Source organism: Erythrobacter epiphyticus, from assembly GCF_034653295.1.
GTDB lineage: Bacteria > Pseudomonadota > Alphaproteobacteria > Sphingomonadales > Sphingomonadaceae > Erythrobacter.
The window spans coordinates 336,982-360,970 of record NZ_JAYEEU010000009.1 but is presented as its reverse complement, the minus strand read 5'-3'; the positions used below and the strand labels follow the sequence as shown (position 1 = coordinate 360,970).

At 63.3% G+C, this 23,989-nt stretch carries 19 protein-coding genes, 2 tRNA genes and 1 other RNA gene; 12 read left to right on the top strand and 10 right to left on the bottom strand.

Annotated features, from left to right (window positions below):
• Nucleotides 1–47: 47 nt before the first annotated feature.
• From SOQ14_RS12625 to alaS, 3 genes are all read left to right on the top strand, one after another.
• Nucleotides 48–2,552, top strand: coding sequence for a response regulator (locus SOQ14_RS12625; RefSeq protein ID WP_322898471.1), 2,505 nt, complete (start codon nt 48–50; stop codon nt 2,550–2,552).
• A 162-nt stretch (nt 2,553–2,714) separates the two neighbouring features.
• Nucleotides 2,715–3,782, top strand: a complete 1,068-nt coding sequence (recA, locus tag SOQ14_RS12620; RefSeq protein WP_322898470.1) for a recombinase RecA — start codon at nt 2,715–2,717, stop codon at nt 3,780–3,782.
• A gap of 227 nt (nt 3,783–4,009) precedes the next feature.
• The gene (alaS, locus tag SOQ14_RS12615; protein WP_322898469.1) at nt 4,010–6,670 is read left to right on the top strand and encodes an alanine--tRNA ligase; all 2,661 of its coding nucleotides are present in this window, start codon (nt 4,010–4,012) and stop codon (nt 6,668–6,670) included.
• Here alaS and SOQ14_RS12610 read toward each other — a convergent pair.
• The 4 genes from SOQ14_RS12610 to SOQ14_RS12595 all read right to left on the bottom strand — a co-directional run bounded on the left by SOQ14_RS12610 (nt 6,667) and on the right by SOQ14_RS12595 (nt 11,035).
• Complete coding sequence (locus SOQ14_RS12610) at nt 6,667–8,421, bottom strand: cation:proton antiporter domain-containing protein (RefSeq protein ID WP_322898468.1); 1,755 nt, start codon at nt 8,419–8,421, stop codon at nt 6,667–6,669. The genes alaS and SOQ14_RS12610 overlap by 4 nt on opposite strands.
• 104 nt (nt 8,422–8,525) lie before the next feature.
• On the bottom strand, nt 8,526–9,749 hold the full coding sequence (locus SOQ14_RS12605; RefSeq protein WP_322898467.1) for an NADP-dependent isocitrate dehydrogenase: 1,224 nt from the start codon (nt 9,747–9,749) through the stop codon (nt 8,526–8,528).
• Nucleotides 9,750–9,888: 139 nt separating this feature from the next.
• On the bottom strand, nt 9,889–10,401 hold the full coding sequence (locus tag SOQ14_RS12600) for a hypothetical protein (protein ID WP_322898466.1): 513 nt from the start codon (nt 10,399–10,401) through the stop codon (nt 9,889–9,891).
• 31 nt (nt 10,402–10,432) lie between these two features.
• Nucleotides 10,433–11,035 carry a YcgJ family protein gene (locus SOQ14_RS12595; RefSeq protein ID WP_322898465.1) on the bottom strand — a complete coding sequence of 201 codons (603 nt, stop codon included), beginning with the start codon at nt 11,033–11,035 and terminating at the stop codon, nt 10,433–10,435.
• Nucleotides 11,036–11,075: 40 nt separating this feature from the next.
• Here SOQ14_RS12595 and SOQ14_RS12590 point away from each other — a divergent pair, with 40 nt between their 5' ends.
• Nucleotides 11,076–11,372 carry a hypothetical protein gene (locus SOQ14_RS12590; protein ID WP_322898464.1) on the top strand — a complete coding sequence of 99 codons (297 nt, stop codon included), beginning with the start codon at nt 11,076–11,078 and terminating at the stop codon, nt 11,370–11,372.
• The gene (locus SOQ14_RS12585; protein ID WP_322898463.1) at nt 11,369–13,909 is read left to right on the top strand and encodes a TonB-dependent receptor; all 2,541 of its coding nucleotides are present in this window, start codon (nt 11,369–11,371) and stop codon (nt 13,907–13,909) included. Before SOQ14_RS12590 ends, SOQ14_RS12585 begins: the two co-directional genes overlap by 4 nt.
• Nucleotides 13,910–14,034: 125 nt before the next feature.
• On the opposite strand, the gene SOQ14_RS12580 is transcribed toward SOQ14_RS12585, so the two are convergent.
• A tRNA-Pro gene (locus tag SOQ14_RS12580) sits at nt 14,035–14,111 on the bottom strand.
• A gap of 113 nt (nt 14,112–14,224) precedes the next feature.
• On the opposite strand from SOQ14_RS12580, the gene SOQ14_RS12575 reads away from it, so the two are divergent.
• The 6 genes from SOQ14_RS12575 (at nt 14,225) to SOQ14_RS12550 (ending at nt 19,785) form a co-directional block, all read left to right on the top strand.
• Complete coding sequence (locus tag SOQ14_RS12575; RefSeq protein WP_322898462.1) at nt 14,225–15,181, top strand: thymidylate synthase; 957 nt, start codon at nt 14,225–14,227, stop codon at nt 15,179–15,181.
• Between the two features lie 116 nt (nt 15,182–15,297).
• The gene (locus SOQ14_RS12570) at nt 15,298–16,614 is read left to right on the top strand and encodes a 3-methyl-2-oxobutanoate dehydrogenase (2-methylpropanoyl-transferring) subunit alpha (protein WP_322898461.1); all 1,317 of its coding nucleotides are present in this window, start codon (nt 15,298–15,300) and stop codon (nt 16,612–16,614) included.
• On the top strand, nt 16,611–17,660 hold the full coding sequence (locus SOQ14_RS12565; protein WP_322898460.1) for an alpha-ketoacid dehydrogenase subunit beta: 1,050 nt from the start codon (nt 16,611–16,613) through the stop codon (nt 17,658–17,660). Before SOQ14_RS12570 ends, SOQ14_RS12565 begins: the two co-directional genes overlap by 4 nt.
• A gap of 7 nt (nt 17,661–17,667) precedes the next feature.
• The gene (locus SOQ14_RS12560; RefSeq protein WP_322898459.1) at nt 17,668–18,987 is read left to right on the top strand and encodes a dihydrolipoamide acetyltransferase family protein; all 1,320 of its coding nucleotides are present in this window, start codon (nt 17,668–17,670) and stop codon (nt 18,985–18,987) included.
• A gap of 139 nt (nt 18,988–19,126) precedes the next feature.
• Complete coding sequence (locus tag SOQ14_RS12555; protein WP_322898458.1) at nt 19,127–19,588, top strand: YdeI/OmpD-associated family protein; 462 nt, start codon at nt 19,127–19,129, stop codon at nt 19,586–19,588.
• Nucleotides 19,589–19,708: 120 nt separating this feature from the next.
• A tRNA-Asp gene (locus SOQ14_RS12550) sits at nt 19,709–19,785 on the top strand.
• A gap of 47 nt (nt 19,786–19,832) precedes the next feature.
• On the opposite strand, the gene SOQ14_RS12545 is transcribed toward SOQ14_RS12550, so the two are convergent.
• From SOQ14_RS12545 to SOQ14_RS12525, 5 genes are all read right to left on the bottom strand, one after another.
• Nucleotides 19,833–20,084: a DUF2842 domain-containing protein gene (locus tag SOQ14_RS12545; RefSeq protein ID WP_322898457.1), complete on the bottom strand. Its 252-nt coding sequence runs from the start codon at nt 20,082–20,084 to the stop codon at nt 19,833–19,835.
• Nucleotides 20,084–20,653, bottom strand: a complete 570-nt coding sequence (locus SOQ14_RS12540) for a 5-formyltetrahydrofolate cyclo-ligase (RefSeq protein WP_322898456.1) — start codon at nt 20,651–20,653, stop codon at nt 20,084–20,086. Before SOQ14_RS12540 ends, SOQ14_RS12545 begins: the two co-directional genes overlap by 1 nt.
• A gap of 248 nt (nt 20,654–20,901) precedes the next feature.
• A non-coding RNA gene (gene ssrS / locus SOQ14_RS12535) (6S RNA) lies at nt 20,902–21,075 on the bottom strand.
• Nucleotides 21,076–21,086: 11 nt separating this feature from the next.
• On the bottom strand, nt 21,087–21,554 hold the full coding sequence (locus tag SOQ14_RS12530; RefSeq protein ID WP_322898455.1) for a cell division protein ZapA: 468 nt from the start codon (nt 21,552–21,554) through the stop codon (nt 21,087–21,089).
• A 10-nt stretch (nt 21,555–21,564) separates the two neighbouring features.
• Nucleotides 21,565–21,768: a hypothetical protein gene (locus SOQ14_RS12525; protein ID WP_322898454.1), complete on the bottom strand. Its 204-nt coding sequence runs from the start codon at nt 21,766–21,768 to the stop codon at nt 21,565–21,567.
• A gap of 235 nt (nt 21,769–22,003) precedes the next feature.
• Here SOQ14_RS12525 and tkt point away from each other — a divergent pair, with 235 nt between their 5' ends.
• The gene (gene tkt, locus SOQ14_RS12520) at nt 22,004–23,983 is read left to right on the top strand and encodes a transketolase (protein ID WP_322898453.1); all 1,980 of its coding nucleotides are present in this window, start codon (nt 22,004–22,006) and stop codon (nt 23,981–23,983) included.
• Nucleotides 23,984–23,989: the final 6 nt, after the last annotated feature.

Genomic DNA, 23,989 nt, shown 5'->3' with positions numbered 1-23,989 from the left:
GTAAATGCCCTTGCGGCAATCCGCCTGATGCTTCGATCCAAGGTTTGATGAACTTGCCCGATCCCCTTGATGATGCTGAACAAGCCCCCCGCGCGCCGCGCGCGGGCTGGCATGCGCTGGCGGCGCTGAACGGGCAAAACGGCGGCTTGCTGGCAGCCGTGCTGGGCGGGCTGGTTATCAGCGCGCTGATCCTGTTTGCCATCAGCGGCGAGGCTTTGCTGGCGGTCGCCTATCTCGGCGGGGTGTTGGTGCTTCTGGGCGGTGTGCTGTTCTTCGACAAGTCCGGTGATCGCCATGCCGGCAGCCAGCCCGGCCAACCCGATTGGACGGTGACGCTCGCCGCGATCGAGCGGGCTGACGAAGCCATTGCCATTACCGACCGCGCCAATCGGCTGGTGTGCGCCAATGCGCTCTATCGCGAAGCCTTTTCGCAAGGCGCGGCGCCTGCGGCCTTGCCGCTCGACAAGCCCGCCGCCGAAACCTTTTCGCGCCTTACCCGCGAAGCGTGGCGCGATGGCCGTTGCGAACTCGCCAGCCTTACCATGGCAGGCGGCGAGGCCGCCTGGCACATCCTGTGCGAGCGGGCAGGGCGGGGCGAGGATCATTTGATTTGGCGCTTGCGGCCGCTCGCGCGGGCGGTTCGCAGTGCGGCTGCCGAGATTGATCTGGCCGGCCCGCTTGGCCAGATGCTCAGCCGTGCCGGGATCGAAGCGGCGCTGACGACGGAGTCGGGGATTGTCTGTTCGGTCAGCCGCGGCTTTGCCGAACGGGCCGCCGGTGATCCCTCGGCGAGCCTTGCCGGGCGCGATTTTGTCGGCTTCCTGCGCTCGGATGATCGCGATCGCATCTATTTCGCCCATGAAGGGCGCGCGGGGACACCCCAGACCTTGATCGATGTCCCGTTGCGTGAGGCCGCAGCGGGCGACGCTGTGATCAATGAAGACGAGCCTGCCTCGCTGATGCTCCTGATCGATAGCGGTGTCGGCATTGGCAGCGGTTGGGAAGGCGCGGCGCAGGCTGGCCTGAGCCAGCTGGATGCGCTGCTGGGCCAGCTTCCGCTTGGTCTTGCGATGGTCGATCGCGACGGACGTTTCCTGTTTGCCAACGAAGCCTTCCTGCGCGCCGTCGGCCGTGAAGAGCGTGGCCTTCCGGTCTTCCCCACCGATCTGGTGGTGCGCGAGGACAAGGCCGCGCTCTCGGATGCCGTGCGCCGCCACGGGCGCGGCCCGGCAATCAGCGGCGACATGGCGGTGCGCCTCGTCGCCAGTCCCGAAGAGCCCGCAGTGCTGGGTCTTGCCAGCGTGCGCGGGCTGGGCGAGGCAGCGGTGCTGCTCAGCCTCGGTGACACCGCCCAGGAAAACCAGCTCAAGCGACAGGTCGCGCAGGCCACCAAGATGCAGGCGGTGGGGCAGCTCGCGGGCGGTGTCGCGCATGATTTCAACAATGTGCTGACCGCGATTATCGGCACCTGCGATCTCATGCTGCTGCGCCATATTCCGGGCGACAGCGATTATGACGACATCCAGCAGATCCGCGCCAATTCGAACCGCGCCGCATCGCTGACGCGCCAGTTGCTGGCGTTCTCGCGCCAGCAGACCTTGCGCCCGGAAATCCTGCAATTGCCTGATGTGGTGAGCGAGGTCAGCCCGCTGATCAAACGGCTGGTGGGCGAGAAGATCGATTTCTATGTCCAGCATGATCGCAATCTGGGCGCGGTGCGGGCCGATCCGCAGCAGCTGGAACAGGTCATCATGAACCTGGCGGTCAATGCGCGTGACGCGATCCAGTCGCATGGCAGCGGCAAGGGGCGGATTTCGCTGTTCACTCGCAGCCTCGAAGCCAAAGAAGTGGTCCAGCTCGGTTCGGAAGTGCTGCCTGCAGCCGATTACACCGTGCTGATCGTGCAGGATACCGGCGGCGGGATCGCGCCCCACGTGCTCCCCAAGCTGTTCGAGCCCTTCTTTACCACCAAGGAGCAGGGCAAGGGCACCGGCCTCGGCCTTTCGACGGCTTACGGGATCGTCAAGCAATCGGGCGGCTTCATCTTTGCGGACAATGTGCTCGACAAGAGCGGGCACCCGCTGGGCGCGCGCTTTACCATCTATTTCCCGGTGCACCGCGGTGAAGCCCCGCGGCGGCGTGCGGTGGCGCCGGTGGTCTCGTCCGACTGGTCAGCCGGCGGGAAGGTGCTGCTGGTCGAGGATGAAGACATGGTCCGCACCGTGGCCGAACGCGCGCTGACCCGCGCGGGCTATGAAGTGACAGCCTGCGCCAGCGGCGAGGAAGGCCTCACCGCCATCTCCGAAGGCGGGACTTTCGATCTGGTCGTAAGCGACGTGGTGATGCCGGGGATGGACGGGCCTGCGATGGTGCGCGCCATCCGCGCCTTGCGGCCCGATATGCCGGTGCTGTTCATGTCGGGCTATGCCGAAGAGCAATTGCGCAAGGATATCGACATTCCCGACATGCATTTCCTCGCCAAGCCGTTCAGCGTCGCCGCGATTGGTGACAAGGTCGGGGCGGTGCTGCGCGAGGCGCGCGCCGCGGCCTGATCACCGGCGCGCTTGCCCTGATTAGCAAGCTTCTGTAAATTCGAATGAAAATAATTTTCGTTCCTTACTTGTTCCAAAAGAACAAATAGGATACATCCTTGTTTGCCGCAGGGCCGTCGAAAACTGGCGGAGGCCCTCTAGGCAAGCGAAGGAGCGCATGCGATGGCAACGCAATTGAAGTTGGTCGTAGAGAAGGACAAGGACGTGGATCGGCAAAAAGCGCTCGAAGCGGCTCTCGCGCAGATTGATCGCGCTTTCGGCAAGGGTTCGGCGATGAAGCTGGGCTCCAAGGAAACCATGCAGGTCGAAGCGATTTCGACCGGCTCGCTCGGGCTCGACATTGCGCTTGGCATTGGCGGTCTGCCCAAAGGGCGCGTGATCGAAGTCTATGGCCCGGAAAGCTCGGGCAAGACCACGCTGGCCCTGCATGTCATTGCCGAAGCGCAGAAAGCAGGCGGCACGGCAGCCTTCGTGGATGCCGAACACGCGCTCGATCCGGTTTATGCCAAGAAGCTGGGGGTCGATATTGACGAGCTGATCGTCTCGCAGCCCGATACTGGCGAACAGGCGCTCGAAATCACCGATACGCTGGTGCGTTCCAACGCGATTGATGTGCTGGTGGTCGATTCGGTGGCAGCACTGGTGCCGCGCGCCGAAATCGAAGGCGAGATGGGCGATTCGCATGTCGGCTTGCAGGCCCGTTTGATGAGCCAGTCGCTGCGCAAGCTGACCGGCTCGATCAACCGCTCGAAGTGCATGGTGATCTTCATCAACCAGCTGCGCATGAAGATCGGGGTGATGTACGGCAACCCGGAAACCACCACCGGCGGGAACGCGCTGAAGTTCTATGCCTCGGTGCGGCTCGATATCCGCCGCACGGGTCAGATCAAGGATCGCGACGAGATCATTGGCAACACCACCCGGGTCAAGGTGGTGAAGAACAAGGTCGCGCCGCCGTTCAAGCAGGTCGAATTCGACATCATGTATGGCGAAGGCATTTCCAAGATTGGCGAGATTCTCGATCTCGGGGTCAAGGCGGGAATTGTCGAGAAATCAGGGAGCTGGTTCTCCTATGACAGCATCCGCATTGGTCAGGGCCGCGAAAACGCCAAGACCTATCTGCGCGAGAACCCGGAAGTTTGCGACCGTCTCGAAGCTGCCATCCGCAGCCGCACCGACGAGGTCGCCGGGGGGATGATGACAGGGCCGGACGCGGACTCTGAAGACTGAACCCCAAGCGGGCCAGACGGGATAGTCTCCCGGCCCGGAAGACCGTGAAACCGGCGCACGTCCGCTTTTAGCGGATGTGTGCCGGTTTTTCGTTGTGGGAAGCGTCTGCCAAATCCTCGGCGGATTGTTGCGGCTTTGCCGCAGAGCAGGGCTGCCGCGCGTGCTTGCGCGCGGCGTCCTTACGGGCTCCATTGCACAAAGCCGCGCCATTGCCTAACTGACCGCGCATGACTTCGACTAACGAAATCCGCCGGTCCTTCCTCGACTATTTCGCCAAGGCCGGACACGCCGCCACACCTTCGGCACCGTTGGTGCCATATAATGATCCGACGTTGATGTTCGTCAACGCGGGCATGGTGCCGTTCAAGAACATCTTCACCGGGCTGGAAACCCCGGCGATCCCGCGCGCGGCCTCGTCGCAGAAATGCGTCCGCGCGGGCGGCAAGCATAATGATCTCGACAATGTCGGCTACACCGCGCGCCACCACACCTTCTTCGAAATGCTCGGGAATTTCTCGTTCGGCGACTATTTCAAGGAAACAGCGATCGAGCATGCCTGGACGCTGCTGACGCGCGAATGGGGCTTGCCCAAGGATCGCCTCACTGTCACCGTCTTTCATGATGATGATGAAGCGCACGGGTTGTGGCGCAAGATCGCCGGCCTGCCCGATGATCGCATCATCCGCATCGCGACCTCGGACAATTTCTGGTCGATGGGCGATACCGGCCCCTGCGGCCCGTGCTCGGAAATCTTCTATGATCATGGCGATCATATTTTCGGCGGCCCTCCGGGCAGCCCCGATGAGGACGGCGATCGCTTTGTCGAGATCTGGAACCTCGTCTTCATGCAGTTCGATCAGCAGGCCGATGGCACCCGCCGCCCGCTGCCCAAGCCCTCGATCGATACGGGCATGGGGATCGAACGTATTGCCGCTGTCATGCAGGGAGTGCACGACAATTACGATACCGACACCTTCAAGGCGCTGATTGCCGCCTCGGAACAGCTCACCGGGGTTGCGGCGCAAGGCGATCATGCCGCCAGCCACCGCGTCATTGCCGATCACCTGCGCTCGACCAGTTTCCTGATGGCCGATGGGGTGCTGCCTTCGAACGAAGGGCGCGGTTATGTCCTGCGCCGCATCATGCGCCGCGCCATGCGTCATGCCCACCTGCTTGGCGCTTCCGAGCCGCTGATGCACCGGCTTGTGCCCGCGCTCGTGACCGAAATGGGCCAGGCCTATCCCGAATTGACCCGCGGCCAGGCGCTGATCCAGGAAGTGCTCGAGCGCGAGGAAACCCAGTTCCGCCGCACGCTCGACAAGGGCCTCAAGCTGCTGGACGAGGCGACGGGTGACATCGCCACCGATGGCGAGCTGGACGGTGAAGTTGCTTTCCGGCTCTACGACACCTTCGGCTTCCCCTATGATCTCACTGAAGATGCCCTGCGCGCCCGCGGCATCGGTGTCGACAAGGCGGGCTTTGATGCCGCGATGGCGCGCCAGAAGGCCGCCGCGCGGGCCGCATGGAAGGGCAGCGGCGATGCCGCCTCGGATGAGGTCTGGTTCGACATTGCCGAGCGTGAAGGCGCGACCGAATTCACCGGCTATGCCTCCACCAGTGGCGAGGGCAAGGTGGTCGCCATCGTCAAGGATGGCGCCGAAGTTGCGAGCGCCAAGGAGGGTGATGTCGCGATCATCCTGACCAATCAGACGCCTTTCTATGGCGAAAGCGGCGGGCAGACCGGCGATGCTGGGCGCATCGCAAGCCTCAAGGGCTTTGCCGGTGAGGTGACCGATACCGCCAAGCCGCTTGGCCGCCTTCATGCCCATCAGGTGACGATCACCGCCGGAGACGTCGCCGTTGGCGACAATGTCCAGCTTGAGGTCGATAATGCGCGGCGCGATCGCATCCGTGCCAACCACTCGGCCACGCACCTCGTTCACGCCGCCCTGCGCAACCGGCTTGGCGGGCATGTCACCCAGAAGGGTTCGATGGTCGCCGAAGAGCGGCTGCGCTTCGATTTCTCGCATCCTGTCGCGCTCACGGCCGAGGATATCGCGGCGATCGAGGCCGAAGTGAATGCCGAGATCCGCGCCAACGAGCCGGTCTCCACCCGCTTGATGAGCCCCGATGATGCCGTCGCTGCCGGTGCGCTCGCTTTGTTCGGCGAAAAGTATGGCGATGAAGTGCGCGTGCTGGCGATGGGCCGCCCCGGCAAGGAAGGCCGCAACTATTCGGTCGAGCTGTGCGGGGGAACCCATGTGCGGGCGACCGGCGATATCGGCGTCTTCCGCATCGTCTCGGAAAGCGCGGTCTCATCGGGCGTGCGCCGCATCGAAGCGCTGACCGGCGAAGCCGCGCGCAGCTGGCTGGTGGGGCGTGAGGAAGCGCTCAAATCGGCCGCGTGTGTGATCCGCGCGACGCCCGAGGAAGTGCCGGCAAGGCTGGCGGCGCTGATGGAAGAACGCAAGCGGCTCGAAAAGGAATTGGCCGAGGCGAAGAAAGCGCTCGCGCTTGGCGGGGGCGGTGCGGCAGGCGGCAGCGCGGCCAGCGCCGATGAAGAGATTGCCGGGGTAAAGTTCTCGGGCCAGGTGCTCGAAGGGCTCGATCCCAAGGAGCTGCGCCCCCTGCTCGACGAGGCCAAAAAGCGGCTTGGTTCGGGTATTGCGGCGGTGATCGCGGTCAATGACGGCAAGGCGAGCATCGCCGCCGCGGTGACCGATGATCTCACCGCGCGCTTCAGCGCGGTCGATCTGGTGCGCGCCGGGGTCGAAGCGCTAGGCGGCAAGGGCGGCGGTGGCCGGCCTGATATGGCGCAAGGCGGCGGGCCCGATGGCGACAAGGCCAGCGATGCGTTGGCGGCGGTGAAGGCGGCGCTGGCGGGTTAGACCGAACGCAGTTTCGGCTTGCCACTGAGCCCGCCATCACGCTCAAGCTGCTCGCGGAATTCATCGCGCTTGGCATGGATCGAGGCGATCACCGGGCCCATCGCCACGCCGATATCCACCAGCACGGCTTCGGATAGCTGGAGCGAGCTTTCGAGCGTTTCGGGCACGGCATGGCTGGCCCCCGCGCGGTAAAGCGCGGCCGCATGATCGGTGTCGCGCGCGCGGGCAACGATCAGAAGATCGGGATAAGTCTGACGCAGCTTGACGACCAGACGCTGCGCCAGCACCGGCTCATCCATCGTCAACACCACGGCGGGTGCGGTTTCCACGCCGAGCCGCGACAGCGCATCGCCGCGCGCGGCATCGCCAAAGGTGGCGCGGTAGCCATCCTGTTTGGCGCTGGCGATAAGATCGGGGTTGGAATCAAGCATAACATAGGGTTTGGCGTGGGCTTGCATCATGTCGGCCACCAGCCTGCCGACGCGCCCTCCGCCGACGATGATGGTGCGCGCCTCATCGCTTTCATCCACGCTTGCAAGTTGGGGCGCGCCGTCCACCCGGCGTGCCAGCAGGGCGCCGAGCTTGGCGAGCAAGGGCGTGATGGTGAGGCCGATCGCGGTCACTGTTTGCCAGAACCGTGCGGTGTCCTGATCCAGCACGAGTGCGCTCGTCGCGGCGGCGAGCACGATCAGCGTGGTTTCTGACGGCGACGCCATCAGCAACCCGGTTTCCGCCGCTGTGCTGCGCCGCGCGCCCATCATCCGCAGCAGCACACCTGTGACGAGCGCCTTGAATGTCACCACCCCAACCACAGCGAGAGCGATGGCGCCAATCTGGGCACTGATTTCGACAAGATTGATGCTCATGCCGACGGTGATCAGGAACACCCCAAGCGCGAGGCCCTTGAATGGCTCCATGATCAGTTCGACTTCGGTGTGATACTCGGTCTCGGCGATCAGCAGGCCGGCAATCAGCGCGCCGACAATCGGCGAAAGGCCGACGAGCGCGGTGGCAAGGCTCGCGCCGATCACCACCAGCAGCGAGGCGGACAGGAACAGTTCAGGGCTTTTGGTGCGGGCGGCCTGTGCAAACAGGCGGGGCAGGGCAAAGCGCCCGGCAATCAGCAGCACGGCAATGACAACACCGCCCTGCCACAGCGTGGTGATTAGGCCTTCCCAGCCTTCGCCCTGTGCATTGGGTGCCAGCGCGCCGAGGATGAAAATGATCGGGACGATCATGATATCCTCGAACAGCAGCATCGAGAGCGCGGCGCGGCCCACGGGTGTGGTGGTGCCCGAAATCGGCAGCACGATCGCGGTTGAAGAGAAGGCCAGCGCAAAGCCCAGCGCGAGCGCTGCTGTCCAGTCCAGCATGCCGGTAAGGCCGAACAGTGCGGCAAACGAGCTGCCGATAATCAGCAATTCGAGCGCGCCGAGGCCGAACACCAGCCGGCGCATCTGCCACAGGCGGTTGAAGGAAAGCTCCAGCCCGATCGCAAACAGCAACAGCACGATGCCGAAATCAGCAAAGGGCGCGAGCGATTCCGGGTCGCTGATCGTGATGTAGTAAAGCCAGGGTATTCGCTCGACCAGCGAGCCAAGGCCAAAGGGGCCGACCAGCACTCCGATCAGGATGAACCCGATGATCGGGGTGATGCGGAAACGCGCAAAGACCGGGATCACGATCCCCGCCGCGCCTAGGATCACCAGAGCATCCGACAGGAAGGGGGAAAGGGTCAATTCGCCAGCCACGGCTCCGGCTTAACGCGGTGCGGCGGTGCTGTCACCCATGGGCAGGCAAGAAAAAAGCCGGGCGGAGATCAGTCCACCCGGCTTTGTTGATCATGATGCGAGGATCAGGCCCAGCTGGCCATTTCCTTCTCGAGGTTCTGGACAATGGTCTCGAAGAACTGCTCGGTGGTTTGCCAAGCCTGGCCCGGGCCAATCAGCAGCGCGAGGTCCTTGGTCATGTAGCCCTTCTCGACAGTCTGGATGCAGACCTTTTCGAGGGTTTCGGCAAACTTCACCACGTCCGGCGTGTTGTCGAACTTGCCGCGATACATCAGGCCACGGGTCCACGCGAAGATCGAGGCAATCGGGTTGGTCGAGGTCGCCTTGCCCTGCTGGTGCTGGCGGTAGTGGCGGGTGACGGTGCCGTGCGCGGCTTCGGCCTCGACGGTCTTGCCGTCCGGGGTCATCAGCACCGAAGTCATCAGGCCAAGCGAGCCGAAGCCCTGCGCCACGGTGTCCGACTGCACGTCGCCGTCATAGTTCTTGCATGCCCAAACGAACTTGCCCGACCACTTGAGCGCGCTAGCGACCATGTCGTCGATCAGGCGGTGTTCGTAGACGATGCCCTTTTCCTTGAACTTCTCGGCGAAGCCTTCGGTGTCGAACACTTCCTGGAAGAGGTCCTTGAACCGTCCGTCATAGGCCTTGAGGATGGTGTTCTTGGTCGACAGGTACACCGGCCAGCCGAGGTTGAGGCCGTAGTTGAAGCTCGCGCGGGCGAAGTCGCGGATCGAATCGTCGAGGTTGTACATCGCCATCGCGACACCGGCGCTGGGGAAGTCGAACACGTCGAGATCGATTGTCTCGCCATTATCGCCATCCCACACCAAGCGCAGCTTGCCGGGGCCGGGGATGCGGGTGTCGGTCGCCTTGTACTGGTCACCGAAGGCGTGGCGGCCGACGACAATCGGATCGGTCCAGCCGGGGACGAGGCGCGGCACGTTGTCGATCACGATCGGTTCACGGAAAACAACACCCCCAAGGATGTTGCGGATCGTGCCGTTGGGCGACTTCCACATCTTCTTGAGGCTGAATTCCTCGACGCGCTGTTCGTCGGGGGTGATGGTCGCGCACTTCACGCCCACACCATACTGCTTGATCGCGTTGGCGGAATCGATCGTCACCTGATCATCGGTCGCGTCGCGATTCTCGATCGAGAGATCATAGTACTTCAGGTCGATGTCGAGATAGGGCAGGATCAGCCTTTCGCGGATCCACTGCCAGATGATGCGGGTCATCTCATCGCCATCAAGCTCGACGACGGGGTTGGCGACTTTGATTTTTTGCATGGCTAATGCCCTATCCTTTCAGGCCCGGCGTCCGGGCTTCTTGTGGTCGATAGGATGTTCGTAACAGATCCCGCCGCGCGCTTTAGCAGAGGCGCGCGCGCATGCAAGGTGAGGCGGGTGGACGATGGCGGATCGCGCGTCAGGCCGGTTTGAGTACAAGCACGGACTGGGGCTCAGGATCCGTGCCCAGTTCGGCCACCACAGTCTTGGCATTGGCACAAAATGCGGATGGATCATAAGCGAATTGGGCAAGCTCACTCCCCAGCAGGGTGTGATATTGCCGCAGCGCCCGCCCGAGGTTGGCGGTGGCAACATCCTTGGCCGCATTGTCGGAGATCGGCTGCATGGTCCGCATCATCACAGCCGTCAGACGCTTCTGATCCACGGTATAATCGGCGCAGCTTGCACCAATGGCTTCCTGCTTGGCGAGAAGCACCATCCGCATGAAAATGCCGCTCCGTGCTGCATCGTCGGGAATGAATTGCTTGAGATCTTCCAACACGATGCCGTTCACATGCATGGCCATCCGACCATTAGGGCTGATGTCGCTGCGTGCAGCAGGCTTATCATTGGCGGTTTGCGCAGCGGCGGAAGTCATCAGCCCGCACATCACCAGCACAGATGCGAGAGCAGAAGCAAGAATACGGCGCATGAGTGTCTCCTCGGAACGCGGGGCTGGGCGCTTACATGCGCTTGAAATCGGTTTTGCCGCTGCGGAAGCTGTAGGCGCAGCGCCAGCGCTCGTAAGCGGGCAACCGCGGATTGGGACGGGCGCGCATGTACACATAAGCCCATTCGTCCGTCATTTGCTTGGCCTCGTCGATTGAGACATTGCGCAGCCGCTGAGTGCCCGACCGTTCAAGGCAAACAGTCCGCGCGCGTTCGAGATCGACTCCGAAACTGCCGAAATCGCCGTAACCGCCATCCCATCCCCCTTCGGATGCCGCAAATTCTGCCGAAGTTCCGAACGCCTGCTTTGTCCAGCTGTAGGAAACATAGCCGCGATCATAACATTGGCGCTGTCCCGGCACGCACACCACATTGGCGGCAGGGGTGAAAGGCTTGCCATAGAGCTCATCGTCCCACTGGCTGTCATGGCGGTGATCACCGCCATGCTTGGTGGTGCTGACGGCAATACCGATGCCGATTGCGGCGAGCCCGCCGCTCATGGCCGCGGTGCCATCCTTGGTTTCGGCTTTTTCATCGTCGCGTGCCTGCGCTGGCAAGGCATATGCCATCGCACCTGCCAGCGCGGCGCTGGCGATCCACAGGGTGGCTGTCTTCATGGCGTGACCCTCTCCGGTTGTCGCACCTGCAGGCTAGCACATGATCCGGGCCGTGCAAGGCGATGCGACGCCGGTTCGCCTCTTGGCCACGGCGCGGCAAACCGATGGTTCACAGGGTGCGCCCGGACAGCAGGATGACGTCACGATTTCTTGGGGTTTTTGCGCCATTGTGACGAAAGTATCGTATTTTGGCGGGTCGCATGAGCTTTTGCTGGACGAGCCAGCGAGGCTCCCTCCATCCATTTTACAGGGTGCTGAAAAGTTGCAGGCAATGCATCTCGGCGATGGGGAAACGGCCCGGCACCTGCCATCGGGCAAATGGAAGGCGGTGAGATGATCAACGGTGATGCACGCCATGCGTCCCCTTCCCGCCGCAGTGGCTTGCGCCGCGCCTTGCTGAGTGGCGGGGCGCTTGGCGTTCTGGTTGCTTTGCCCCACGTCGCGCTGGCACAGGATGTGACAGACGAAGGTGCGGAAACCCGTGAGGCAGATCAGCAGGTGATCATCGTGCAGGCGCGCCGCCAGAACGAAACCCTGCAGGACGTGCCGGTCACGATCACTTCAGTCGGTGCGGAAACGCTCGACAATTACGTGATGAACAATGTCTCGGCGATTTCGGCGCGTGTGCCGACCTTGCAGGTGCAGGTCGGCGGTTCGGGATCGGGCGGCCAGCTGTCCTTGCGCGGGGTGGGATCGTCCAACATTTCCGCAGCCTTCGACAGCGCGGTGGCCTTTGATTTCGACGGCGTGCAGCTTTCCACGATGCGCCTTGTGCAGGCGGGCTTCTTCGACATGAAGCAGATCGATGTGTTGAAAGGCCCGCAATCGCTCTATTTCGGCAAATCGGCCACCGCCGGAGTCTTCGCGTTGCAGACGGCCGATCCCACGCCCGATTGGGAAGTCGGGATGACAGGCAATTATGAATTCGAGGAACGCGGCTATCTGATCAATGGCTACGTGTCCGGCCCGCTGACCGATACGCTGGGCATCCGTGTCGCGGCGCAATGGAACGATATCGAGCGGTTCATCGAGCTTCAGCCCAATGTCAATTCCGGCAATGGTCCGTTTCGCGGCCAGTCGAGCCTGCTGGCCCGCGTGACACTGGATTGGGAGCCGACCAGCATGTTCGATGCCAACCTCAAGGTGCAGTATATGCGCAATGAGGGCGATGGCGCCGTGCAGCATTCCGATATCTTCTGCGGTGCCAATGGCATTGCCGATCCGGTGTGGCTGCTCAATGGTCTGGTGGCGATCCCGGCAGGGTATGATTGCAACTTCCGGGACAAGCAGTTCTTCATCCCTGATTCCGCCCCTGCCTTGGCCGGCGGGGTGCCCACGCCGTCGCGCGCAGCGGGCCGCAACGGGGTTCCCTTCAACGAATCCGATATCTGGTTCGGTCGCTTGCTGATGAATTTGCAGATTTCCGACGCGATCAAGCTGACCTCGACCTCGGGCTTTCTCAACATGGATGCGGTCGATTTCGATTGTTACGCCTATGGCGGGTTGGGGCCGGCATTCTCGCCGATTGGCAATGCTCTCGGGATCCCCGGCTTCCTCGCGGCCAATGCGCCTGCACTCGGCGCCACCAATGGCCCGGGCGTTGCGCAGGGCACCGGCTGTTCCGATCCGGTCAACCAGCTGACCCAATTTACGCAGGAATTGCGTCTGCATTCCGATTTTGACGGGCCGATCAATTTCATGCTGGGCGCGTTCTATGAGGACCGCGAATTCGTGTTCGAAACGGCGCAGCAGGCCGTGAATATCTCGCTGATCGCCCCTGATCCGGTGACAGGCTTTACCTATGACTGGGACAAGCGCCATGTTACCAAGACCGAGGCGGTCTCGCTGTTCGGCTCGCTGATCTTCGATATCACCGAAGATCTTGAACTGGTCGCGGGTGCGCGCTGGACCACTGAAGACAAGGTCCAGACAATCGCGGTGCCCTATCTCCACACCTTCCTGCAAGGGCCGGGTTTCGTCCGACCGGGCTTCTTCTCGGGCGCCATTCCCTTTAGCGACAGCAATGTCTCGCCCGAAGTGACCCTGAAATATCAGGCCAATCCTGATTTCAACCTGTTTGCGGCATTCCGCACCGGGTTCAAATCAGGCGGGATCGACAATTCGGCGCTGCCGTCGAACAGCCTGAGCCAGGCAGCGCTGAGCGGCAATTTCAACTCGCTGATCTTCCAGTCCGAAACCACGATCGGCGGCGAAGTGGGTTTCCGCTCCCAGTTCAACAACCGCCGTGTGACAGTGAACGGAACCGCATTCTACTATGTTGTCGATGATTTGCAGGTGCAGAACTTCGATGCGGTGAATGTGCAGTTCATCACGCTGAACGCCGGGCAATTGACCACCAAGGGGGTCGATCTCGAATTCAACTGGCGCACACCGGTGCAGGGCCTCACCATCTCGGCCAACGGGACTTATCTCGATGCCAAGTTCACTGCACCCTTCGTCTCGGCGGCGCGGATAGACCTTGATGGCCGCCGCGCGCCGCGAGCGCCCGAATTCTCGGGTAACCTCGCCTTCGATTGGACCATTCCGCTCGGCGGCAACCTTGATTTCGTGATGGGCGGCAATGCGCTTTATTCGGGCGAATATTTTGCCGACCAGCAGAGCTTCAATGATTTCGTGCAGGATGATTTTGTCACGCTCGACGGCAATATTGCGATCGGCCGCTCGGATGGCCGCTGGAAATTGTCGCTGATCGGGGTCAACCTCACGGAAGAGCTCTTCGTGGTGACCTCTGGCCCGCGTCCGTTCCTGCCGCCGGGAGGAGCAGGGGGCTTTGGCATCCCGCGCGGTGATGATGCGGTGGTTTTGATGAATCGTGGACGCCGGGTCTTCGTTCAGGCCAGCTTCCGCTTCTGATCGCGGTATCCGTGCCGGGCATAACAGGGCGGGCCTCCAGCGAGGCTCTCCCATGTTGCATGGCCTGTGCGCGCAGCTGGAAGCGGCGCTGCGCGCTTCTTATCACATTGTTTGCATGAGACGATTGGTCGGGGAGAGAGGATTCGAACCTCCGGCCCCTGCCTCCCGAAGACAGTGCTCTACCAGGCTGAGCTACTCCCCGACCGTGTCGTGCCCGAGGGGATTCGCATCCCGCATGGGCCGAGGCAAGGCGCGCCCTATAGGAGCGGATGCAAAGGGTGGCAAGCGGGCAAATGCAGCTTATACAACATCGCCATGGCCAGCCTTGCGAATCCTCCTGTTGCCGATCCTGCGGCGCATCCCGAACAGCAATATCTCGATCTGATGCGCATGATCTGGGAGACCGGGTCCGAGCGGATTGATCGCACCGGGATCGGCACGCGCTCTGTATGCGGGGCGATGCTGCGCTACGATCTGGCCGATGGCGCCATGCCGCTTATCACCACCAAGCGCGTTTACTGGAAAACCGCCACCCGCGAATTGCTGTGGTTCCTGACCGGGGAAACCAATATCCGCCCACTGGTGCTGCAAGGCGTGAAAATCTGGAACGAATGGCCGCATGCGCGCTATGTCCGCGAGAGCGGCGATGCGATCAGTCTTGAGGATTTCGTCGCCCGCATTGCCGCCGATGAAGTTTTCGCTGCGCAGTGGGGCGATCTCGGCCCGGTCTATGGCAAGCAATGGGTCAACTGGCCGACCTATCGCTACCGGCCCGATGGTCTTTACGAGCAGGGCGAGGGGATCAACCAGGTCGCACAAGTCGTCGAAAGCCTGCGCAGCAATCCCGGCAGCCGTCGCCATATCATCGAAGGCTGGAACGTGGCCGAGCTCGATCGCATGGCGCTGCCCCCGTGCCACAAGACCTATCAGTTCCATGTGGCCGACAACCGGCTCAATTGCCTGCTCTACCAACGCAGCTGCGATGTGGCGCTCGGGCTGCCGTTCAACCTGTGGTCCGCCGCCTTGCTCACCCGGATGCTGGCGCAGCAGACGGGCCTCATGCCGGGCGAGCTGGTGTGGATGGGCGGGGACGTGCATCTCTATCTCAATCACGCGGAACTGATCACCGAGCAGCTCACCCGTCAGCCGCAGGGGAACCCGCGGCTTGAAATCACCCGCCACCCCGAAACAATATTCGACTACCGGATCGAGGATTTTGTGGTGCATGATTACGCGCCGCTCCCCCCTTTGAGCGCGCCTGTTGCGGTGTGAGGCAAAAGCATGCGCGCCGCTTGACCGCACCCTGCGCTTGAAATAAAAATTCACAGCCAAGCAATGTTTGTGAGCCGCCCGCAGCGCGCTCGCCGTGCCACAGGGAGAGCGCAGCCATGGCCGATCCGGCCGATACTCCACCGCCCGCATCATCGCAGGGCGCGGGCAATCGCCCGGCGCTGAGCCTGCATGTGCCCGAGCCCAAGTTCCGCCCCGGCGACAAGGCCGATTTCTCCGATATCCAGATCCCGCCCGCTGGCGCGCAGCCGCGCCCGGATGAAAGCGCCAAACCGGCCGATATGGCGCCGCTCGCCTACGGGCTGGTGCGCGTGCTGGGCGAGGATAATCAGGCGCACGGTCCGTGGGATCCCAAGCTGAGCCCCGATACGCTGCGCACCATGCTCGGCCACATGGCGCTGGTGCGCGCTTTCGATGAACGGATGTTCCGCGGGCAACGGCAGGGCAAGACCAGCTTCTACATGAAGTGCACCGGCGAAGAGGCGACAAGCGTGGCCGCTGCGATGGCGCTGGCGAGCGACGACATGGTGTTCCCCTCCTATCGCCAGCAGGGTATCCTGATCGCGCGCGGCTATCCGCTGATCGAGATGATCAACCAGATCTATTCGAACAAGGCCGACAAGCTAAAGGGCCGCCAGCTGCCGATCATGTATTCGAGCCGCGCGCACAGCTTTTTCTCGATTTCGGGCAACCTCGCCACGCAAACCCCGCAGGCGGTGGGTTGGGCGATGGCGAGCGCGGTGCGGGGCGATAGCCGGATCGCGGCGACCTGGGTGGGCGAGGGCAGCACGGCGGAGGGCGATTTCCATTCGGCCTGCACCTTTGCGGCGGTCTATAATGCGCCGGTCATCCTCAACGTGATCAACAACCAGTGGGCGATTTCGAGCTTTTCGGGCTTTGCCGGGGCGGAACGCACCACCTTTGCCGCGCGCGGGTTGGGTTATGGCATTGCCGCCTTGCGGGTCGATGGCAATGATGCGCTCGCCTGCTTCGCCGCGCAGCAATGGGCCGCCAACCGCGCCCGCGCCAACCAAGGCCCGACGCTGATCGAATATTTCACTTACCGCGCGGAAGGTCATTCGACCTCGGATGATCCGAGCGGTTACCGCAGCGCGCAGGAGCGCGAGGAATGGCCGCTTGGTGATCCGATCACGCGGCTCAAGGATCACCTCATCGCGCTCGGCGAATGGGACGAGGATCGGCAGGCCGCGATGGACGCCGAATGCGCCGAGCGGGTCAAGGCCACCACCAAGGAAGCCGAGAAGAACGGCATCCTCGGCCATGGCCTCCATCACCCGTTCCACACCATGTTCGAGGATGTCTACGAGGAGCTGCCCTGGCACCTTGAAGAGCAGGCCGATCAGGCGATCCGCGAACGCATTGCCAAGTTCGGCACCGAAAGGCCGTTCGGATGAGCGACGATATTGCAACCGTGACCGAGGTGGCGGAACGCCGTCTCAACATGATCGAGGCGATCAACGAAGCGCTCGATATCATGCTCACCCGCGATCCCGATGTGATCATCATGGGTGAGGATGTCGGCTATTTCGGCGGGGTGTTCCGCGCCACGGCGGGTCTTCAGGCCAAGCATGGCAAGACCCGCGTGTTCGACACGCCGATCTCCGAATGCGGGATCATTGGCGTGGCGGTGGGGATGGGCGCCTATGGCCTGCGTCCCGTGCCCGAAATCCAGTTCGCCGATTACATCTACCCCGGGCTTGATCAGCTGATCTCGGAAGCCGCGCGCCTGCGGTACCGCTCGGCCGGGGATTACATCGCGCCCATGACGGTGCGCTCGCCCTTTGGTGGCGGGATTTTCGGCGGCCAGACCCACAGCCAGAGCCCCGAGGCTCTCTTTACCCATGTGGCCGGCCTCAAGACCGTGATACCGAGCACGCCGCATGACGCCAAAGGTCTGCTGATCGCCGCCATTGAAGACAATGACCCGGTGATATTCTTCGAGCCCAAGCGCATCTATAACGGGCCATTCTCGGGCTATTACGACAAGCCGGTGGAGCCGTGGAAGAAGCACCCCGACAGCGTCGTGCCCGAGGGCTATTACAAGGTGCCACTCGGCCAAGCGCGGATCGTGCAGGAAGGCGAGGCGCTGACGGTGCTTGCCTATGGCACGATGGTTCATGTCGCCGAAGCGGTCTGCAAGGCCAAGGGTGTGGATGCCGAGATCCTCGACCTGCGCACGCTGGTGCCGCTTGATATCAAGGCGATCGAAGCTTCGGTCGAGAAGACCGGGCGCTGTCTGATCGTTCACGAGGCAACGCGCACCTCGGGCTTCGGCGCGGAGCTTTCGGCGCTGGTTACCGAACGCTGTTTCTACCACCTCGAAGCCCCCGTCGAACGGGTCACCGGCTTCGACACGCCCTATCCGCACAGCCTCGAATGGGCCTATTTCCCCGGCCCCGTCCGCATCGGCGAGGCGATCGACAAGCTTCTCAAGGACTGATCGCACCATGGCGACATTCACATTCAACATGCCCGATGTGGGCGAAGGCGTGGCCGAGGCGGAAGTCGTCGAGTGGCACGTAAAGGTCGGTGACCGGGTCGAGGAAGACCAGCACCTTGTCGATGTCATGACCGACAAGGCGACGATCGACATCGAAAGCCCCGTGGCCGGTGTGGTGACCCAGCTTGCGGGCGCGGTGGGCGATACCATCGCCATCGGGGCCATGCTGCTGGTGATCGAGACCGAGGGTGAGGCGACACCGGCAGAGGCTGAAGCCGCTGCCGGACAGATTGAAGACGACATGTCGGATGCCGATGGGGCCGATGGACAGGCAGACCAGCCCCTTCCCGTTGGTGAAGAGGTTGGGGATGGGGGTTCGGCGCCCGAACCATCGCTTGTCCCCGCAGTCTCTGAACCCACCCCGCTGCCCCCCGCCCCCAAGGGCGCGGGAGAGGTGAAAGTCCTCGCCTCCCCCGCCGTGCGCCAACGCGCGCGCGATCTCGGGATTGATCTGGCGCAGGTGAGGCCTGCCGAAGATGGCCGGGTGCGCCACGGCGATCTCGACGCCTTCCTTGCTTATAATGCCGGCAGCGGATTTGGCGCGGCGGGCAAGGCGCGCGGGGACGAGACCATCAAGGTCATCGGTCTCAGAAAGCGCATCGCCCAGAACATGGCCGCGGCCAAGCGCCACATTCCGCACTTCACCTATGTTGAGGAATGCGACGTCACCGATCTGGAAGTCCTGCGCGCGCAGCTTAACGAAGGGCGGGGTGAGCGCCCCAAGCTCACCATGCTGCCGCTGCTGATCACCGCGATCTGCAAGGTGATCCCGCAATTCCCGATGATCAACGCACGCTACGATGATGAGGCGAACGTTGTCACCCGTTACGGCGCGGTGCATCTCGGTATGGCGGCGCAGACCGACAGCGGGTTGATGGTGCCGGTAATTCGCGATGCGCAGGCCAAGAACCTGTGGCAGCTCGCCCGCGAAATCGGCCGTCTGGCCGAGGCGGCACGCAGCGGCAAAGCGACCTCGGAGGAGCTTTCGGGTTCGACACTGACAGTCACGTCCTTGGGCCCGCTCGGCGGGGTGGCGACCACTCCGGTGATCAACCGGCCGGAAGTCGCGATCATTGGCCCGAACCGCATTGTCGAACGCCCGATGTTCGTCTCCGATGGCATGGGCGGCGAGCGCATCGCCAAGCGCAAGCTGATGAACATCTCGATTTCCTGCGATCACCGCGTGGTCGACGGGCATGATGCCGCGAGCTTCATTCAGGGCGTGAAGCGCCTGATCGAAAGCCCGGCGCTGTTGCTGGTCGACTGATTGGGGTAATGTCGGGGCCGTGAGGCCTTCGACATGACCTGTGATCCGCGCATCGACGATTACATCGCCAAGGCCGCGCCTTTCGCGCAGCCGATCCTTACCCATGTCCGGGGGCTGGTGCACCAGGCGCTGCCGGGGGGTGGAGGAGACGATCAAGTGGGGCATGCCGCACTTCATGGTCGGCGGGAAGAACGTGGTCGGCTTGGCCGCGTTCAAGGCCCATGCGGTGGTGGTGATCCATCATGAAGAGCGCACGGGTGAGGGCATGGGCGCGCTTGGCAAGCTGACGAGCCTTGCCGATCTCCCGCCCGACGAGGAACTGATCGCGCGCCTGCAGGCCCGTCCGGAGGCGCTTGCGCAGCCCAAGCCCAGGCGCTTGCCGAAGCCCGATCTGCCCGGTCCGCCTGCCTTCGCCGCTGCGCTCGACGCGGTGCCCGCGGCGCGCGCCGCGTTCAATGCCTTCGCACCCTCGCACCGGCGCGCATATGTCGAATGGATCGCCGACGCGAAGCGCGCCGAGACACAGGCCAAGCGCATCGCGCAGGCGGTGGAGTGGCTGGCCGAGGGGCGCAAACGCAACTGGAAGTATGAGAATTGCTGAGGGGCCACGCGACCTCTCAAAAATTGCCGATATGGCCGTTGACAGGTCTTCCGCACGGTCCTAATGGCGCTGCTCCACGAGCGGGACGGCATCGCCGGAATGCTTGCAAGGACAAGATGCGCGGGTGTAGCTCAGTCGGTTAGAGCGCCGGCCTGTCACGCCGGAGGTCGCGGGTTCGAGCCCCGTCACTCGCGCCACTTGTTCGGTGGAAGAGGCCTTTGAAGGCCAGGTGAAAGGCGGGCGTTCAGTCCGCCTTTTCTTTTGCCTCAGCCGCTTTGGGCGCGCTCCAGCGGCCCGTCTCCATCCAGATCAGGAACCGCTTGAGCGGCAGCAGCCACACCAGGCCGAGGATCACATAGACCACGGTCTGCGCGCCGCCCGACCAGGTGCCGATCACGCCCGGCGCATAGCGCGCGATCACCACGCCATAGACCATCAGACCGATAAACAGGCTGACGATGCCAAAGGGGATTCGCCAGGTCGGGGTTTCGCGCATTAGTCCAGTCCGTAGATGCGTGTCGGGGTGATGATGGCGGCAAGCCGCTGGTCGTGAGCTTCGATGGGAAGCGCTGCGCACAGCTGCACATCCCACCCGAGCCCAACCGCCAGCGCCGGGGGATGTTCCGCGAGCCAGCGATCATAGTGCCCGCCGCCTTGTCCGAGCCGGTCGCGCGTGGCTGTGAAGCCAACCAGCGGCACGAACAGCACATCGGGTACCAGTGCGTCTGCCGTGTGGCTGGGCTGGAGCATGCCGAAGGGGCCGAACTCGAGATCATCCTGCGCGTAAGGATCGGTGTGATGGCGGAAGCGCATCGGTGCCGTGCGCGCAGTGAAGTGGGGAAGGGCGATGGTGTGGCCGGCATCGCGGAAGAAGCGGGCATAGGCCGCTGCCGGTGCCTCGAAGGGCGCGGCGTGGTAAAGCCCGATCACCGCGTCCTGCGGCACGTGTGCGAGCAGCGGGGCGGGCGGGCGATGGAACATCAGCGCGCGCAGGTTTTCGGGCAAGGCATCGACATGCGCCTTGCGCGCGGCGCGCAGGCTTTTGCGGAGTTCGTTCTTATTCATATCCGTTGGCCTTGAGCCTCTTGGTGGACAGTCGGGCCCTTCAATCTTTGGAAAGCAGAAGTGCGAGGCTTCGACAAGCTCAGCCCGAACAGGGCTTGAGCTAAAAACGGCCCAAAAGGCCGCAAGGGCGACCGCCCGTCCGGAGGGGTTGCCCGAAGGGTCGGGCCCCCGGAGGAAACCGCGTCGCGCAGGCGGTGCGGAAAACAAACTAGCCCTCAAGCAGCGAAGCGGTAGGGCATCAAAAACGTGGCGGAACCACCATGGGTCGTTTGCGCTAGAAATCCTCTGACGCGTGGTACGTCAGGTGGGCGCCGTATACCCAAGTCTTCCGGACGAACCAGCAGGCAAGGATAGGGACAGCTCCCATTTGGATTACTTATAGCCTCAGGGATATTCAATCGGCTCGTGCCGGGCAGTCCCGCCACTGACCTATCTAGGCGCTCTCGCCATGGGCTTCAAGCGCGGCGGCAAGGGCTTCGGCACGCGCGGCCAGCGCCTCGAGGCTGTCGGCGACTGTATCGTCGGCGGCATGGGCTGGAGGCGCAACGAACAGATCGACTTGCGCGCTTTTCGGCACGGCCTTGCTGGCCTGTGCTTTCAACCGGGCAATTTCTTCCTGCGCCGCTTTTTCGACAAGCCGCAGCTGCGCCACCTGCGCTTCGAGGGCCGCGAGCCGATCCGGCGCGGCGGCCGCAACCTTGCGGCGGGCCTCGGCCAGTTCATCAGCCATGAAGAGCGCCGCAAACAGCATGTTCTGCGCTTCAAGCGGCGCCCGCGAGGCGCCGAGCTGCGCATATTTCTCGACAATGATCGCGCCCAGCGCTTCGATATGCGCTTCCTCGCCATCAGCGCAGGCGATGGGGTAGCTCTTGGGCCCGATCGTGAGAGTGACAGTGCTCATGCCGCGATGCTCACCCTTCAAGCTGCGCGATCAGCGTATCGAGATCGCGCAAGGTTTCCGCGACGTCTTCGCGCAGCTTTTCGTGGCTGTTGACGAGCTCGATCACCCGCGCGGATGCGCCCGCACCATTCCCGGCCGACGCCTGTGCAGCGGCGATCCGTGCAAGGGCGGCTTCGATCCGGGCCATCGCCTGCTCGATGCGGGTATCACTCATGCTCCTCATGTTACCAACAAGCGTATTGCTCCGCAAAGGGTTGGGGAGGGCTGTTGATAAATGCTCGCAATTCAAAGGCGCGGTGAGGGGACGAAGACAGATTGGTGGATCACTGCACGAGGTTGACCTGCTCTGGCCGCTCGGCAATGGCACGCGCACACGATCAGGGATCGAATCGCTGCGCCCGAAACCCCGTTGGCACAGGAGACGAGCCCATCAGGAGAGTTTTGCGCTCATGATTACCGACGCTGCCCGCCTGCAGGATATGGCCAACGCCATCCGCGCGCTTTCGATGGATGCGGTCGAGGCAGCCAATTCGGGCCATCCCGGCATGCCGATGGGCATGGCCGATGTGGCGAGCGTGCTTTGGGCAAACCATCTCAAGTTCGACGCGAGCGCCCCTCACTGGGCTGATCGTGATCGCTTCGTCCTGTCGGCCGGGCATGGCTCGATGCTGATCTATGCCTTGCTTCACCTGTCGGGCTATGCGCGTCCGACCATCGACGACATCCGCGATTTCCGCCAGATCACCAGCCCGTGTGCCGGCCACCCCGAGAATTTCCTGCTCGATGGCGTCGAATGCACCACCGGGCCGCTCGGTCAGGGGTTGGCGATGGCGGTTGGCATGGCCATGGCCGAGCGTCACCTTAACGCTGTCTATGGCGATGGGCTGGTTGATCATCACACCTGGGTGATTGCCGGCGATGGCTGCCTGATGGAAGGGATCAACCACGAGGCCATCGGCCTCGCCGGACACCTTGGCCTTGGCCGCCTCAATGTGCTGTGGGACGACAACCGTATCACCATCGACGGCGCGACCGACCTTTCGACCAGCGAGGATGTGGCCGCGCGCTATGCCGCGACCGGCTGGCATGTCACTGCCTGCGACGGGCATGATTTTGCTGATATCGAGCGCGCGATTGCCGAAGCCAAGGCCGATCCGCGCCCCTCGCTGATCGCCTGCCGCACCCTGATCGGCAAGGGCGCGCCCAACAAGCAGGGCACCAGCGCGACCCACGGCTCGCCGCTGGGCGCGGCGGAAGTCGCTGCTGCACGGGCCGAGCTGGGCTGGGCACATGAGCCTTTCGTGGTGCCCGAGGCGATCCTTGCCGATTGGCGTGCTGCCGGTGCACGCGGTGCGGACGCGCACAAGGCATGGGCCGCGCGGCTCGATGCTTCGCCGCACAAGGCTGAGTTCCTGCGCCGGATGGCCGGTGATCTGCCCGCCGACTTCTCGCTCGGCGCGCATATTGCCGGGCTGATCGCCGCGCCGCAAAAGATCGCCACCCGCAAGGCGAGCGAGATTGCGCTGGCTGCGCTCAACCCCGTGCTCCCCGATACCATTGGCGGCAGCGCCGATCTGACCGGATCGAACAACACGCTGGCAGGCGGGATCGGCACCTTCAACCGTGACAATTACGCCGGGCGCTATGTCTATTTCGGCATCCGCGAATTCGGCATGGCCGCCGCGATGAACGGCATGGCGCTGCATGGCGGGGTGATCCCCTATGGCGGCACCTTCCTCGTCTTCACGGATTACGCCCGCGGTGCGATCCGCCTGTCGGCGCTCCAGCAAGTGCGCGCGATCTATGTGATGACGCATGATTCGATCGGCCTTGGCGAAGATGGCCCGACGCACCAGCCGGTTGAGCATCTCGCATCGCTGCGTGCCATGCCCAATGTGCTGGTGATGCGCCCGGCTGATGCGGTCGAAACCGCTGAATGCTGGGAGATTGCCCTGCGCGAACGCACCCGGCCCAGCGTGCTGGCGCTGACCCGCCAGAACCTGCCGCAACTGCGCTTGACCGACGCGGGGGAGAATCTCTCGGCGCGGGGCGGCTACCGGCTCAAGGCGGCAGAAGCCGCGCGCAAGGTTGTGATCCTTGCGACGGGTTCGGAAGTTGCGCTGGCAACCGAATGCGCCGCCGCGCTCGAGGCGCAGGGGATCGGAGCCGATGTGGTCTCGATGGTTTGCACCGAATTGTTCGATGAACAGTCCGATAGCTACCGCGCGGATATCCTGCCGGAAGGGGCGCTGATCGTTTCGATCGAAGCCGCCAGCACCTTCGGCTGGCAGCGCTACACCGGCACGCACGGCCTTGCCATCGGGCTTGACCGCTTCGGCGCGTCGGCCCCGGCGGGCGATCTGTTTGCCCGTTTCGGCTTTACCGCGGAGGCAATTGTCCCGCAAATCCTGAACAAACTGAACAACTAAGCAGGA